This window comes from Rhodopseudomonas sp. RCAM05734 (assembly GCF_052658035.1).
On sequence record NZ_CP199742.1, the window covers coordinates 2,449,516 to 2,464,181 of the forward strand.

The 14,666-nt window shown below is 65.0% G+C and carries 13 protein-coding genes; 9 read left to right on the top strand and 4 right to left on the bottom strand.

Annotated features, from left to right (window positions below; genetic code table 11):
* The first annotated feature begins 141 nt into the window (after window positions 1-141).
* The 8 genes from ACUXVA_RS11560 (at window position 142) to ACUXVA_RS11595 (ending at window position 8,787) form a co-directional block, all read left to right on the top strand.
* Window positions 142-705 carry a TRAP transporter small permease gene (locus tag ACUXVA_RS11560; protein WP_445492223.1) on the top strand — a complete coding sequence of 188 codons (564 nt, stop codon included), beginning with the start codon at window positions 142-144 and terminating at the stop codon, window positions 703-705.
* An 11-nt stretch (window positions 706-716) separates the two neighbouring features.
* Window positions 717-2,021 carry a TRAP transporter large permease gene (locus ACUXVA_RS11565; protein ID WP_265083832.1) on the top strand — a complete coding sequence of 435 codons (1,305 nt, stop codon included), beginning with the start codon at window positions 717-719 and terminating at the stop codon, window positions 2,019-2,021.
* Between the two features lie 2 nt (window positions 2,022-2,023).
* Entirely contained in the window at window positions 2,024-2,485 is a 462-nt protein-coding gene (locus tag ACUXVA_RS11570; RefSeq protein WP_265083831.1) for a DUF3237 domain-containing protein, read from the top strand.
* Window positions 2,486-2,598: 113 nt separating this feature from the next.
* The gene (locus ACUXVA_RS11575; RefSeq protein ID WP_265080179.1) at window positions 2,599-3,390 is read left to right on the top strand and encodes a crotonase/enoyl-CoA hydratase family protein; all 792 of its coding nucleotides are present in this window, start codon (window positions 2,599-2,601) and stop codon (window positions 3,388-3,390) included.
* A 41-nt stretch (window positions 3,391-3,431) separates the two neighbouring features.
* Window positions 3,432-5,315, top strand: a complete 1,884-nt coding sequence (locus ACUXVA_RS11580; RefSeq protein ID WP_265080178.1) for a feruloyl-CoA synthase — start codon at window positions 3,432-3,434, stop codon at window positions 5,313-5,315.
* A 40-nt stretch (window positions 5,316-5,355) separates the two neighbouring features.
* A complete protein-coding gene (locus ACUXVA_RS11585) occupies window positions 5,356-6,117 on the top strand; it encodes an SDR family NAD(P)-dependent oxidoreductase (RefSeq protein WP_265080177.1) in 762 nt (253 codons plus the stop codon).
* Window positions 6,118-6,244: 127 nt separating this feature from the next.
* A complete protein-coding gene (locus ACUXVA_RS11590) occupies window positions 6,245-7,393 on the top strand; it encodes an ABC transporter substrate-binding protein (protein WP_265080176.1) in 1,149 nt (382 codons plus the stop codon).
* A 245-nt stretch (window positions 7,394-7,638) separates the two neighbouring features.
* Complete coding sequence (locus ACUXVA_RS11595) at window positions 7,639-8,787, top strand: ABC transporter substrate-binding protein (protein ID WP_445492226.1); 1,149 nt, start codon at window positions 7,639-7,641, stop codon at window positions 8,785-8,787.
* A 187-nt stretch (window positions 8,788-8,974) separates the two neighbouring features.
* On the opposite strand, the gene ACUXVA_RS11600 is transcribed toward ACUXVA_RS11595, so the two are convergent.
* The 3 genes from ACUXVA_RS11600 to ACUXVA_RS11610 are packed head-to-tail and all read right to left on the bottom strand — an operon-like array spanning window position 8,975 to window position 12,519.
* Entirely contained in the window at window positions 8,975-9,709 is a 735-nt protein-coding gene (locus ACUXVA_RS11600) for an ABC transporter ATP-binding protein (protein ID WP_265080175.1), read from the bottom strand.
* Complete coding sequence (locus ACUXVA_RS11605) at window positions 9,706-11,475, bottom strand: branched-chain amino acid ABC transporter ATP-binding protein/permease (RefSeq protein ID WP_445492229.1); 1,770 nt, start codon at window positions 11,473-11,475, stop codon at window positions 9,706-9,708. Before ACUXVA_RS11605 ends, ACUXVA_RS11600 begins: the two co-directional genes overlap by 4 nt.
* Window positions 11,476-11,478: 3 nt before the next feature.
* Window positions 11,479-12,519: a branched-chain amino acid ABC transporter permease gene (locus tag ACUXVA_RS11610; RefSeq protein WP_265080173.1), complete on the bottom strand. Its 1,041-nt coding sequence runs from the start codon at window positions 12,517-12,519 to the stop codon at window positions 11,479-11,481.
* A 218-nt stretch (window positions 12,520-12,737) separates the two neighbouring features.
* On the opposite strand from ACUXVA_RS11610, the gene ACUXVA_RS11615 reads away from it, so the two are divergent.
* Window positions 12,738-13,220 (top strand): MarR family winged helix-turn-helix transcriptional regulator, encoded by a 483-nt coding sequence (locus tag ACUXVA_RS11615; protein ID WP_445493276.1) that lies wholly within the window; start codon window positions 12,738-12,740, stop codon window positions 13,218-13,220.
* Between the two features lie 123 nt (window positions 13,221-13,343).
* Here ACUXVA_RS11615 and ACUXVA_RS11620 read toward each other — a convergent pair whose 3' ends face one another.
* A complete protein-coding gene (locus ACUXVA_RS11620; protein WP_445492231.1) occupies window positions 13,344-14,630 on the bottom strand; it encodes a glycerate kinase type-2 family protein in 1,287 nt (428 codons plus the stop codon).
* Window positions 14,631-14,666: the final 36 nt, after the last annotated feature.

The window sequence follows — 14,666 nt, forward strand, 5'->3', positions numbered from 1 at the left end:
TCACGCGCTTGCGCGTGGGTGCCGGTTGAGGGGCGAAGCCACACACTGCCCCATCATGAGCACCATGCCGCGCGATTGCCCCTCACCCCGACCCTCTCCCCGTAAGAACGGGGAGAGGGAGCCGTTAGTCTGCGAGTTTTCATGACCACCATCCCCGAAGTCTCTCCCGACGGCGCGCTGTCGCTGCCACCTCCACCGAAAAAAGACGTGATGGATCGCTTCATCGATTCCATCGAATGGATCGCCGCGTTCTTCGTCGGTATCGTCGCGCTCAACACCTTCGTCGCCGTCTTCATGCGAAAATTCTTCGCGGTGACGATTCCCGACTATTACAATGTCGGACAGTTCATGCTCGGCATCCTGATCTTCTGGGGCATTGCCGCCACCAGCTATCGCGGCTCGCACATCACCGTCGATTTGGTGTGGGCCAACGCCACGCCGAAATACCAGCGCTGGATCGACATCTTCGCCACGCTGGTGCTGCTGTTCGTGGTGACGGTGCAGACCTACACTTTGTTCGACAAGGTGGCGGATACCTGGCGCAGCAACCTTGTCACCATGGACCTGCGGCTGCCGGTGTGGCCGTTCTTCCTGGTGTCGTGGGTCGGCGACGTCTCCGCCGTGCTGCTGATCGCCATCCGCACCTACAGGCTCATCATGCATCCCGAGCAGATGCATGAACCCAAAATCAAGACCGCAGAGTAGCCGCCATGGAATTGAGCAATGAAGCGGTCGCCCTGATCGGGTTCGTCAGCCTGTTCGTCCTGATGCTGCTGCGGGTGCCGGTCGGCATGGCCATGGGCCTAGTCGGCATCACCGGATTCGGCTATCTCACCGGCTTCGCGCCGGCGCTGAAACTGGTCGGCCAGACCACCATGCGGACGGTGACGGACTATTCGTTCGGCGTCATCCCGATGTTTCTGCTGATGGGCGCCTTCGTCTCGGTGTCCGGCATCAGCCGCGAGTTGTTTCGCGCCGCCAACACTTTTGTCGGCCACTGGAAGGGCGGGCTGGGCATCGCCACCATCGCCGCCTGCGGCGGCTTCGCCGCGATCTCGGGATCTTCGGTGGCGACCGCCGCAACGTTCTCCGCCGTCGCCTATCCGGAGATGCGGCGCTTCAAATATCCACAGAGCTTTGCCACCGGCGTCATCGCGGTCGGCGGCACGCTCGGCGCCATGCTGCCGCCATCCACGGTGCTCGCCGTCTACGGCATCATCACCCAGCAGGACATCGGCAAGCTGTTCATTGCCGGCATCGTGCCCGGCCTGCTGGCAATCGTCATGCACATGATCACCATCTTCATCATCGGCGTGGTCAAGCCGGACTTCCTGCCAGCCGGACCGAAGGCCTCGTGGCGCGACCGGGCGCTGGCGATCCGCGACGTGTGGTCGCCGTTGTTGCTGTTCATCTTCGTGATCGGCGGCCTGTATGGCGGCTTCTTCATTCCGACGGAAGCCGGCGCGGTCGGTGCGGTCGGCGCGTTCCTGATCGGCGTGCTCCGCGGCAAGCTGAACCGCGAGGGCATTCTGCAATCGCTGCTGCAGGCGACTCGGACGGCGGCTGCCGTCTTCACTGTGCTGATCGGCGCGCTGTGCTTCGGCTATTTCCTCACAATCACCCAGACCCCGCAGCACGTCACCGAGTTTCTCACCGGGCTGGGCATCGGTCCCTACGGCGTGCTGGCGCTGATCCTGCTGATGTATCTGGTGCTCGGCTGCCTGATGGATGCCATGGCCATGGTGATCCTCACCGTGCCGATCGTGTTCCCAGTGGTGATGGCGCTGGGCTTCGACCCGATCTGGTTCGGCATCGTCATCGTCATGACTGTCGAACTCGGCCTGATTCATCCGCCGGTCGGCATGAATGTGTTCGTCATCAAGAGCGTGATCAAGGACGTCACCATGTCCACCATCTTCAAGGGCGTACTGCCCTTCGTGGTCACCGACCTGATCCGGTTGGTGCTGCTGATCCTGTTCCCGCTGATCGCCACCTGGCTGCCGACGCGGATGATCGGATGACCATGACACCCGCGCTTGCGACAAAGTACGTCTTCACCCTGACGATCAAGATCGGCGCGCCGATCGTCGCCGGCGATCTCGGCCATGGCATCCGCCGTATCATTCCGATCCTCGGCGGTTCGGTGAGCGGCGAGGGGATGTCCGGCACCATCTATCCGGTCGGCGCGGATTATCAGACCATCCGGCCGGACGGTTTTACCGAGGTCGTGGCAAATTACGCGTTCGAGATGGACGATGGCGCGGTGATCTACATCGAGAACGTCGGCGTCCGCTTCGGGCCGAAGGAAGCGCTGGACCGCATCGCCCGCGGCGAGGCCGTCGATCCCGCGCTGATCTATTTCCGTTCGGTGCCGAAGTTCGAGACCGGCAGCGCGCAATACCGCTGGCTGATGCAGCACCTGTTTATCGGTGTCGGCACAAGGCATCCCGATCGCGTGGTGATCGACGTTCATCAGGTGTTGTAGAAGCGGTCTTTCTTCCCTCTCCCATGCGCGAAACATCGCATACCGCAGTGCAAGATTGACTCACGCGCCAATCGTTATAAAATATAACTATTCTCACTAGGACATATTGTGCCATGGTCGACGCCACTCCCATCGCAGCCTCTTTGTTAACCATCCAGACCGTCGGTCGGGTGCTGACTGTGGGCCTGAACCGACCGGCTAAGCGCAACGCGCTGAACGATTCCATCATCCTCGAAATCGAGAAGTGTTTTACCGATTTGCCGGATGATATCGGGGCCGTGGTGGTGCACGGCATCGGTGAGCATTTCTGCGCTGGCCTCGATCTGTCCGAACTCTCCGAGCGCGATGCCAGCGAAGGCATGTTGCATTCGCGGAGCTGGCACCGGGCGTTCGACCGCGTGCAATATTGCCGCGTGCCGGTGATCGCCGCGATGCGGGGCGCGGTGATCGGCGGCGGGCTCGAGCTGGCCTGCGCGGCGCATATCCGCGTCGCCGAGCCTTCGGCCTATTTCGCGCTGCCGGAGGGCAGCCGCGGCATCTTTGTGGGCGGCGGTGGGTCAGTCCGCCTGCCGCGTCTGATCGGTGTGGCGCGGATGGCCGACATGATGCTGACCGGGCGGATTTACCCGGCCGCCGAAGGCGTCCAGCACGGCTTCGCGCAATATCTCACCGCTGAGGGCGGCGCCTTCGACAAGGCGATGGAGCTTGCCGAGCGCGTGGCGCAGAATGCGCCGATGACCAATTTCGCGGTGCTGCAGGCGCTGCCGCTGATCGCCGACGCCAGTCCGCAGACCGGGCTGTTGCTGGAATCGCTGATGGCCGGGGTGGCGCAGAGCGACAAGGAGGCCAAGCGGCGGATCCAGGATTTTCTCGATCGAAAGGCGGCAAAGGTACAGCCCACCTGACGACGGACTACGAAAAAATATAACCAGGGTCGAAACAAACAATGTCTGCAACAGCCGAAATGCGCGATCAGACGACACGAGCCGGCTCGGCGCATCCGCTGCGCCAGATTTCGTTCGGCGACACCACGGTTACCGTCGAACGTCGGGACGACGGCACCATCTATCTGCGGCCGACCAATCCGATCGGCGACTACCCGACGCGCCTCACGGACTATCTGCATCATTGGGCCAAGGAGGCGCCCGACCGTGTTTTCATGGCCGAACGCAACGCGTCCGGGGGCTGGCGCGAGGTACGCTATGCGGAGATGCTGCAGACCACGCGCCACATCGCTTCGGCGCTGCTGACGCGCGGCCTGTCCGCCGACCGGCCGATCGTGATCCTGTCCGGCAATTCGGTGGATCACGCTTTGCTGGCCTTCGGCGCGCTCTACGCCGGCATTCCCTATGTCCCGGTGTCGCCAGCTTATTCGCTGGTCTCCAAGGACTACGGCAAGCTGTCCTACCTGATGAAGCTGCTGACGCCCGGCATGGTGTTCGTCGACGACGCCGATGCTTTTGCCGGTGCGATCCACGCCAACGTGCCTGCTGATGTCGAGGTGGTGATGTCATTCGGCACGCTGCCGGACCGCCGCGTCACCTTGCTGGCCGACCTGCTGGCGACGCCGGTGACCGCTGATCTCGATGCAGTCCATGAGGCCATCGGCCCCGACAGCATCGCCAAATTCCTGCTGACCTCGGGTTCGACCGGCAACCCGAAAGCGGTGATCAACACCCAGCGCATGCTGTGCGCCAACCAGATCATGCTGCGCGACACGCTGGCCTTTCTGAAGGACGAGCCGCCTGTCATCATCGACTGGCTGCCGTGGAATCACACCTTTGGCGGCAACCACAACGTCGGGCTGACGCTGTTCAACGGCGGCTCGATGTATCTCGACGACGGCAAGCCGACGCCGGCAGGCATCGCGGCCACCATCCGGAATCTCCGCGAGATCTCGCCGACGGTCTATTTCAACGTGCCGAAGGGCTACGAATCGCTGTTGCCCTATCTGCGCGACGACGCCGAACTGCGGGAGAAGTTCTTCCACCGGCTGCATGCGATGTTCTTCAGCGGCGCCGGCCTGTCGCCGTTCGTGTGGAATAGCCTCGACGAACTGTCGGTGCAGCAGACCGGCGTTCGCGTGCCGATGCTGACGGGGCTCGGCGCCACCGAGACCGCGCCGTTCTTCATGTGCGTGACGCCGCTGACCAGCCGCTCCGGCCATGTCGGCCTTCCGGTGCCCGGCAACGAAGCCAAACTGGTGCCCAACAACGGCAAGCTGGAAGTCCGCGCCAAGGGCCCGAACGTCACGCCGGGCTACTGGCGCGAACCGGAATTGACCGCGAAGGCGTTCGACGAGGAAGGCTACTATATCTTCGGCGACGCGCTGAAGCCGGTCGATCCCGACGACCTGTCCGCCGGGTTCGATTTCGACGGCCGCATCTCTGAGGATTTCAAGCTCGGCAGCGGCACCTGGGTCAGCGTCGGCCCGCTGCGCGCGCGCTTCATCGCCACCTGCGCGCCTCTGGTGCGTGACGTGGTGATCGCCGGCATCAATCGCGACGAACTGTCGGCGCTGGTGGTGCTCGATCTCGATGGGTGCCGACTGATCAATCCCACGTTGCCGCTCGACGACCTCAAGGCGACCGCGGCCGATCCCTTGGTTCGCGCCGCATTCCGCGAGCGGCTGCAGGCATTTCTGGCCGGCTCGACGGGTTCCTCGACGCGCATCACCCGCGCGGTACTGCTCGACACGCCGCTGTCCATCGATGTCGGCGAGATCACAGACAAGGGCTCGGTCAACCAGCGCAAGGTGCTGGAGCATCGCGCCGCCTTGATCGAGGCCATCTATGCGGGCGCGGAGGACGCGCACGTCATTACGCCCTAGCAGAAGCCGTCGTTACGTTGCGACACCACGGGAGAATTCCATGCAGTTGAAAGACCACGCCGCGCTTGTGACCGGCGGTGCATCCGGCCTCGGCGCAGCGACCGCGCGAAAACTCGCCGGGCAGGGGGCCAAGGTCGCTGTGCTCGACCTCAACATGGCGCTGGCTGAAAAAGTCGCCAAGGAGATCGGCGGCGTCGCCGTGCATTGCGACGTGTCGGATGCCGCGTCCGGCGAAGCCGCGGTCGCGGCCGCCGCCAAGGCCCATGGCGCCGCGCGGGTGCTGGTCAACTGCGCCGGCATCGGCGTCGCCAAGCGGGTGATCGGCCGCGAAGGCCCGATGGCGCTGGGCGATTTCGACAAGGTCATCCGGGTCAACCTGATCGGCTCGTTCAACATGATCCGGCTGGCCACTGATCCGATGTCGAAGCTGGAGCCGCTGGAGGGTGGCGAGCGCGGCGTGGTGATCTCGACCGCTTCGGTTGCCGCCTATGATGGCCAGATCGGGCAGGCTGCCTATTCGGCCTCCAAAGGCGGTATTGTCGGCATGACGCTGCCGATCGCCCGCGAACTGGCCCAGTTCGGCATCCGCGTCCTGACTATCGCGCCCGGCCTGTTCATGACGCCGCTGCTGGGCGCTCTGCCGCAGGAGGCCCAGGACAGCCTGGCTGCGGCGATTCCGTTCCCGCGCCGGCTCGGCCACGCCGACGAGTTCGCCTCGCTGGCGCTGCACATGATCGACAATCCCTACCTCAACGGCGAGGTGGTCAGGCTGGATGCGTCCTTGCGCATGGCACCGCGCTAGGCTGCGGCGAAGGGTCGACTGGCCGGGGCCTTTCCCCCGCCAGTGCCCTGACCTAAAGAAGGGGCTGATTAAAGCTGCGAAGTTTGATCTAGAAGACCCAGAAAAAACGAACCCCAGGGAGATACCAATGACCAAGCTCAGTTTGGCGATAGCGGCTGTGGCTGCCTCGCTGGCCATCGCCGGCCCGGTGCAGGCGCAGACCCCCGAGATCACCATCGGCATCACCACCACCACCACGGGCCCCGCCGCAGCCCTCGGCATTCCCGAGCGCAATGCGCTGGAATTCGTGCCGAAGGAAATCGGCGGCGTGCCGCTCAAGGTCGTCGTGCTCGACGACGGCGGCGATCCGACCATCGCCACCACCAACGCCCGCCGCTTCGTCACCGAATCCAAGGCCGATATCATCATGGGCTCGGCGACCACGCCGCCCACGGTGGCGGTTTCCACCGTCGCCAACGAAGCCGGCATCCCGCATTTCGGCCTGGCACCGTTCCCGATTTCGCCGGAGCGCGCGAAGTGGTCGGTCGCCATGCCGCAGCCGATCCCGATCGTCGGCAAGGTGATGTACGACCACATGAAGGCGCACAACATCAAGACCGTCGGCTATATCGGCTATTCGGACAGCTACGGCGATCTCTGGTTCAACGATCTCAAGGCCCAGGGGCCGGCGATGGGCATCAGCATTGCTGCCGAAGAGCGCTTTGCCCGCCCTGATACGTCGGTGACCGGACAGGTCCTGAAGCTGGTCGCGGCAAATCCCGATGCCGTGCTGGTCGGCGCCTCCGGCACCGCCGCAGCGCTGCCGCAGACCGAACTGCGCGCGCGCGGCTACAAGGGCCTGATCTATCAGACCCACGGCGCGGCCTCGATGGACTTCATCCGCATCGCAGGTCCGGCCGCTGAAGGCGTGCTGATGGCCTCGGGTCCGGTGATGTATCCGGAAGGCCAGGACGACAGCGCGCTGACCAAGAAGCCCGGCCTCGCGCTCAACACCGCCTATGAAGCCAAGTATGGCCCGAACAGCCGCAGCCAGTTCGCCGGCCATTCCTATGACGCGTTCGAGATCCTCAAGCGGGTCATCCCGGTGGCGCTGAAGACCGCCAAGCCCGGCACGCCGGAATTCCGCGAAGCGATCCGCCAGGCGCTGATGACCGAGAAGGACTTGGCCGCCAGCCAGGGCGTCTACAACTTCACCGAAAAGGATCGCTACGGCCTCGACGAGCGCTCGCGCATCCTGCTCACGGTGAAGGACGGCAAATACGTCATGGTCAAGTAAGACCGGACGCGTTCGATGTCAGCCGGCCCCCGCAAGGGGGCCGGCTTTTTTGTGGCTGGGCCATGCGGTGCGGTCTGGCTGCCCGGCAGCGGTCGCGGTTGAGATCGGGGCGGTATCGCTTTAAGTCTGCACCCCCTCCCACGGTCCGGGCGACGCATCACCCTGCCAGGACCGTCCAGCCCTGCCCGACAGGAGATCGCCCGGTCTTCGTTCGGGCGGACGGCAGTCACTTGAAAGAACAACGAATGACCAGACTTCATGTGGCCATGGTGGCTGTCGCCGCCACATTGGCCGTCGCCTCGCCGTCTTGGGCGCAGACCTCCGACATCACCATCGGCATTAGCCTGTCGACCACCGGTCCCGCCGCGGCGCTGGGGGTGCCCGAGCGCAATGCGCTGGAATTCGTACCGAAGGAGATCGGCGGTGTGCCGCTGAAACTGATCGTGCTCGATGATGGAGGCGATCCCGCCACGGCGACCACCAATGCGCGGCGCTTCGTGACCGAGTCGAAGGCCGATCTGATGATCGGCTCGTCGATCGTGCCGTCGTCGGTTGCGATGTCCACCGTCGCCAACGAGGCCGGCATTCCGCATTTCAGCCTGTCGCCGATGCCGTTCACGCCTGCCCGCGAAAAGTGGTCGGTGGACATGCCGCAGCCGGTCGCGATCGTCGGCCGGGTGATGTACGACCACATGAAGGCGCATGGCATCAAGACCGTGGGCTATATCGGCTATTCGGATTCCTATGGCGACCTGTGGTTCTCCGACCTCAAGGCGCAGACCGCGTCGCTGGGCATGGCCATCGTCGACGACGAGCGTTTCGCGCGGCCGGATACGTCGATCACCGGCCAGGTGCTGAAGCTGGTCGCCGCCAATCCCGATGCGATCCTGGTCGGCGCCGCCGGTGCCGGCGCCGGCATGCCGCAAACGGAATTGCGTGCCCGCGGCTACAAGGGCCTGATCTACCAGACCCACGGCGCCGCCGTGATGGACTTCATCCGCATCGCCGGCGCTTCCGCCGAAGGCGTGCTGATGGCTTCCGGCCCGGTGATGAATCCCGAGGGCCAGCCCGACAGCGCGCTGACCAAGAAGCCCGGCCTCGCGCTCAACGCCGCCTACGAGGCCAAATATGGCCCGGACAGCCGCAACCAGTTTGCCGGCCATTCCTATGATGCGTTCGAAGTCTTGAAGCGCGTCATTCCGGTGGCGCTGAAGACCGCCAAGCCCGGCACGCCGGAATTCCGCGAGGCGATCCGCCAGGCGTTGATGTCGGAAAAGGAAATCGCCGCAACGCAGGGCGTCTACAACTTCACCGACAAGGACCGCAACGGCGTCGACGATCGCTCGCGCATCCTGCTGACGGTGAAGAACGGCAAGTACGTTCCGGCGCAGTAGTTACTCGTCTGTCGTCCCGGCCAAGCGAGCAACGCGAGCGCTGAGCCGGGACCCATACGCCGTGCAGAATTGATGGAGCGTTGTGGCTGCCGCCATGATGCGACACGACTGACGGAGGTTATGGGTCCCGGCGTTCGCCGGGACGACAAGTGGAGGGGGTGCGCCGGAAACAGAACGAGCGCGCCAGCTATACCGCGCTGGCGCCTTCGTGTTGAAATCCCAGATAGCTCGCCACCACGCGCTGGTTGCTGGCGATATCGCTCGCCGCACCGTCGAGGATGAACTCGCCGAGCTCCATGACATAAGCGCGGTCGGCGATTTTCAGGGCCGCCTGCGCGTTCTGCTCCACCAGCAGCACCGAGACGCCAGCGGCCTTCAGCTCGGCGACGATGCGGAAAATGTCGGCGACGATGATCGGCGCAAGGCCAAGGCTCGGCTCGTCGAGCATCAGCAGCTTCGGCGCACCCATCAGTGCGCGGCCCATGGCCAGCATCTGCTGCTCGCCGCCGGACAATGTGCCGGCGAGCTGCTTGCGGCGCTCTTTGAGCCGCGGAAACAGCGTGTAGACCCGCTCGAAGGAGCGTGCGGCCGTGGCCTTGGCGATGCGGAAGGCACCAAGCTGCAGGTTGTCCTCGACATTCATGGTGGCGAACAGCTCGCGATGCTCGGGCACCAGGCATAGGCCGGCGGCGACGCGGTCCTCGATGTCCATCTTCGAGACGTCTTCGCCGGCAAAGCTGACGCCGCCCTTGAGCGGCAGGATGCCCATGATGGCGTTGAGCAGCGTGGTCTTGCCGGCGCCGTTGGCGCCGATGATGGTGACGATCTCGTCGGCGCGGACGTCGAGCGACACCGCCCGCACCGCCTCCACCTTGCCGTAGGAAATGTGCGCGTCGGAGACTGCAAGCAAGGGCGTGCTCATGCGACCGCTCCCAGATAGGCCTTGATGACGTCGGGGTTGCGCTTGATGGCCTCGGGCGTGCCCTCGGCGATCCGCGTGCCGAAGTCGAGCACCACGATACGGTCGGCCAGGTCCATCACAAATCCCATGTCGTGTTCCACCAGCAGCACCGACATGCCGCCGTCGCGCAGCTGCCGCAGCAATGCGGCCGGCTGCTGCTTTTCCATGTGTCGCAGGCCGGCGGCGGGCTCGTCGAGCAGCAGCAACTGCGGGTCGACGCACAGCGCGCGGGCGATCTCGACGATGCGCTGCTGGCCCAGCGACAGCGAGCCCGCGAGCTGGTCGATCTGATCGCCGAGGCCGACGCGGTCGATCTGCCGTGCGGCTTCCGCCAGCAGTTTCGCTTCGTCGGCGCGGTCGAGCCGCAGCATGCTGCTGATGGCGCCGGCCGTGCCGCGCAGATGCGCGCCGAGGGCGACGTTCTCCAGCACGGTCATGTCCGGCACCAGCTTGACGTGCTGGAAGGTGCGGGCGATGCCGAGCTTGACGACGTCCTGCGGCGGCGCGTTGTCGATGCTTTTGCCGCGCATGGAGATCTTGCCGGCGGTGGTCTTCAGCACGCCGGTGATCAGGTTGAAGGTGGTGCTCTTGCCGGCGCCGTTGGGGCCGATCAGCGCCACGATCTCGCGCGCTCCCACGTCGAACGAGACGTTGTTGACGGCGATCACGCCGCCGAACTGCTTGCGCGCATTGTTGACTTCAAGCAGCGGGCCCGATCCCGTGGCGGTCTGCGGCCGCGCCGGCAGGGTTGCGGACGGATCCGGCCGCTTGCGCTTGATCTCGAACGGCAGCAGCGAGGTCAGCCACGGCCACATACCGGTTGGTGCGAACTGCAGCAGCGCCACCAGCAGGATGCCGAACACGATGGTCTCGAGCTGGCCACCGCCGCCGAAGATCAGCGGCAGGTAGCTCTGCAGCACCTCCTTGAGGATCACCACCACGGCAGCTCCGAGCACGCCGCCCCAGACATAGCCGGCGCCGCCGACCACGGCGATGAACAGATATTCGATGCCGGCCTGCGGGCCGAACGGCGTCGGCGTCGCGGCGCGCTGGAAGTGCGCGTAGAGCCAGCCGGACAGGCCGGCCAGCATTGCGGCATAGATGAAAACCATCAGCTTGGCGCGGGCGGTCTGCACGCCGAAGGCTTCGGCGGCGATGTGGCCGCGACGCAATGCGCGGATTGCGCGGCCGGTGCGGGAGTCCAGCAGGTTCATCGACAGCACGGCGCAGAGGATGACCGCGATCCAGATAGGAAAGTAGATGGTGTGGGGATCGAGCATCTTCAGCGTGCCGATGGACAGCGGCGGAATCCCGGAGATGCCGTCATTGCGGCCGAGAAAGCTGAGCTTGCTGAAGAGATAGTACAGGCTGATGCCCCAGGCGATGGTGCCGAGTGGCAGGTAGTGGCCGGATAGCCGCACGGTGACGAGGCCAAGCAGCACGGCGGCGAGGCCACTGACGATCAGCGCCGCCGGCAGGGTCAGCCACGGCGACACGCCCCAGGTGGTGGTCAGCACCGCGGTGGTGTAGGCGCCGAAGCCGCAGAACGCCGCCTGGCCGAACGACGTGAGGCCGCCGACGCCGGTGAGCAGCACGAGGCCCATCGCCACCAGGGCGGCGAGGCCGATATTGTCGAGCAGCACGATCCAGAACGGCGGCATGCCGGGGATGAACGGCAGCGCTGCCATGACAAGCGCGAAAATGACGATGGGAAAACGCCGGTTCATCGCTCAATCCTTCTCTTCATCGACCGCGGGTGCCGCAAGCGAGCGCAGCACGAGGACCGGCAGGATCAGCGTGAAGACGATGACCTCCTTGAAATTGCTCGCGTAGAACGATGAGAACGCCTCGACGCAGCCGACCACGATGGCGGCGACGGCGGTGAGCGGATAGCTCACCAGGCCGCCGATAATTGCGGCGACGAAGCCCTTGAGGCCGATCAGGAAGCCGGTGTCGTAATAGAGCGTGGTGATCGGCACGATCAGGATGCCGGAGATGGCGCCGATCACCGATGCCAGCAGGAAGGCGATCTGGCCGGACAGCGAAGTGCGGATGCCGACGAGGCGGGCGCCAAGCCGGTTCACCGCGGTGGCGCGCAGCGCCTTGCCGTATAGCGTGAAACCGAAGAACAGCCAGAGGCCGATGATCAGCGCGAGGGTGATGGCGTAGACTGCGATGCTCTGGCCGGTGAAGCGCAGCGGCCCGATCATCACGGCGGCATCGGAGATGGTGGGGCCGCGCTGGCCCTCGGCGCCGAAGAACACCAGGCCGAAGCCCTGCAGGGCCAGGTGGCAACCCACCGAGGCGATCAGCAGCACCAGCACAGAGGTGTGGGCGATCGGCTGGAACGCGATGCGATAGAGGAACAGTCCGATCGCCGCGACGATCAGCAGGGACAAAGCGATATTCACCGCGATGTGGCTCTGCCGTCCGGCCAGCGCCAGGGTCAGGCCCCACACGGCCAGCGGAAACACGATATTGACCGCGAATGCGCGCAGAACACGCCGCAGATGCAGCGACTTTCTGAAGGTGAAGATGTCGAAGGCAAAAGCGACCACGCCCATGGCGACGGCCAGGCGAACCGTGCCCGGGACCTGCCCGGTCGACAGGCTGGCATAAGTCAGCGCACCATAGGTGATGAATTCGCCCTGCGGAATCAGGATCACCCTGGTGACCGCAAAGACCAGCACCAGCGCCAGGCCAAGCAGCGCGTAGATCGCGCCGTTGGTGATGCCGTCCTGCAAGAGGAACAGCAGAATCGTTGTGTTCAAGACCGCACGCTCCCACCCCGGATGAATGTGCCGCGGATACCACAGCCCCACGACAATCAACAACGGCAGTTGAAATCTGCCGCTCATTTGATACAGTAATGGTATATCCTATAACGATTATCCATCATAATCTCAAGAGCCGCCGCATTTCGACCGGGTATTGCGCTCATTGACCGGTAGCCGGGGATTGCACGATGCCTGTTTCCAGAGATGCCGATATGGACCTTCGGCTGCAGGTGCTGCCTGAGGACACCGCCGTCGACGACACCACACTGCAGATCGGCGAACTGGCCGGCCTGCTCGGCTACTCGCTCAAGCGGGCTCAGTTGCGGGTGTTCGACGACTTCATGCGCTGCATGGCGCCGCTGCAACTGACGCCGGCGCAGTTTTCCGTGCTGCTGCTGCTGGACAACAATCCCGGCCGCAACCAGACCGAGATCGCCAACACCCTCGGCATTCTCCGCCCCAATTTCGTGGCCATGCTGGATGCGCTGGAAAGCCGCGGCCTGTGCACCCGGATGCGTTCGCCCAACGATCGCCGCTCCCATGTCCTGATGCTCACCGACAAGGGCCGCGCCACGCTGGTCCGCGCCAAGAAACTGGTCACCGCCAAGCACGAGGCCCGTTTGATCGAGGTGCTCGGCCCGGCCAACCACACCGCGCTGCTCGGCATGCTGGCGACGATTGCCCGGGATTTTTAGGACTTCCTCTCTCGTCATTCCGGGGCGCGAGCGACCCCGGAATCCCGAAATGTTCATCAAAGCACATCGAGGTTCCGGGTTCGCGTTCGGCTGACGCCGCCCGCGCCCCGGAACGACAGTGCGCTATTCCCGCTCCACCAGGATCACCCTGACATCATTGACGTTGGTCAGCGTCGGACCGTTATGCAGCAGGTCGCCGGTAGCTGTGAAGAATGCGGTGGCGTCGTTATTCTTCAGATAGGCGGCGGCCTCGAGGTTCTGCGCGCGCATCGCAGCAAACGTCTTCGCATCGACCATCGCACCTGCCGGATCGTCGGCGCTGCCGGCGCCGCCGTCGGCGCCGTCGGTGTCGCCGGCCAGCGCTGACATGCCGGTGCTGTCTTTCAGCAAGTCCGCCAGCGCCAGCGCATATTCCTGATTGGGGCCGCCGCGGCCGTTGCCGGTGACGGTCACGGTGAGTTCGCCGCCCGACAGGATCGCGAGCTTCCGGTTGTCCGCGCGTGCCTTCAGGGCGAGCTGCGCATGCCCTGCAGCCACCTCGCGGGCCTCGCCCTCGAGGTCGGCGCCGAGGTCGACGATCTCGTAGCCGGCATCTGCCGCCACCTTGATGGCGGCGTCGAGGGATTCGCGCGGTCGCGCGATCATCTGGTAGCGCGCGCGTGCGAACGCCGCATCGCCCGGCTTGACGCTCTCGTTGGCGTCATCGTCGAGGGCGGCGCGAACCGCGTCGTCGATGGCAAGATCGTATTTGGCGACGATGGCGCGGGCTTCGGCCAGCGTGCTGGCGTCAGGCACTGTCGGGCCTGACGCGATCACCGCCGGGTCGTCATGGGGCACGTCGGAAATCGCCAGCGTCAGGATCTCGGCGCGCTGGCCGGCGCGGGCGAGGCGGCCGCCCTTGATGCGCGACAGATGCTTGCGCACGGTGTTGATCTCGCCGATGGCGGCGCCGGAGCGCAGCAGCGCGCGCGTCACCTGCTGTTTCTGCAGGAAGCTGATGCCCGCCACCGGTGCGATCCAGTTGGCGGAGCCGCCGCCGGAAATCAGCACCAGCAGCAGGTCGTCGGCAGCGGCGGTGGCGGCGAGCCTCAGGCTGTCGTCGGCGCCCTTCAGTCCGGCCTCGTCGGGCACGGGATGGCCGGCCTCGATCACCGTGATGCGGCGTGTCGGCACGCCATGGCCGTGGCGCGTGGTGGCGATGCCGATGAGGCGTGACGGCTCGATCTTGAGGTCATCGAGATAGTGCGCCTCGGCGGCGGCGGCCATGGCGCCGGCAGCCTTGCCGGCGGCGAGGATGATGATGCGGCCCTTCGGCGGCGCGGGCAAATGCGCGCCCAGGATCTTGTCCGGATGGGCGGCGGCCACGGCGGCGTCGAAGATGGCGCGCAAAAGCGGGCGTTTGTCGGTCATGGACGATGTCATGGGGCGATCTTATGCCGATCAGCG